Annotated in this window: 1 protein-coding gene; it reads right to left on the bottom strand. The window is 75.9% G+C overall.

What is annotated here, in order from left to right:
• On the bottom strand, nucleotides 1-379 hold a 379-nt coding region (locus tag ACOV8S_RS31145), incomplete at its 3' end, for a hypothetical protein (protein ID WP_448321840.1).
• Between the last annotated feature and the right edge of the window lie 174 nt (nucleotides 380-553).

Below are 553 nucleotides of genomic sequence, written 5' to 3'. Positions count from 1 at the left end.
CCTGGAACCCGTCAACCCGCTCGAACGCCCCGCGCCCGGCGGCGCCGCCGGGCGCGGGGCGTTCGAGCGGGTTGACGGGTTCCAGGACGCGGGCGATCCATCCGGCGCGTTCGGCTCCGAACCGCCCGGCGAGCTCCGTCCAGGCGGCTTCCTCGGTGGGCGCGTCGCCGCGGGCCTCCCAGAGGGTCCGCCAGTAACGGCGGCCGTGGAGGTCCTCGTCCTCGGTGAGCGGGGCCTCGTGGGTGTCGACGTGGATCTCGTCCGGATAGACGCGGACGAGGAGTTCGGTGGCGGTGAAGCGGGTCTCCAGCCGGACCGGGAGCAGCACCACGGGCAGCGTGGTGGTGAGGGTCCAGGCCGGGGGCGTCGGTGTGGTCATCGGCGTCCGTCCAGATGGCGTGGGTGGTGGTCGAGTCGGTGGGCGCGGCGGTGGCGCGGGGTCGCCGTCCGGTCCCCCGTTCCCGTCCGCGTGGCGGGCGCGGGCAGGGCGAGCGGTCGACGGGGTTCCGGCCGGTGTGCTTCCGGGCGTCGGCGGGATCGGTCGGTGGTGCGG

The organism is Streptomyces sp. CO7, from assembly GCF_053474865.1.
Note: the sequence above shows the minus strand (reverse complement) of the source record. Positions and strands in the feature narration are given on the sequence as shown.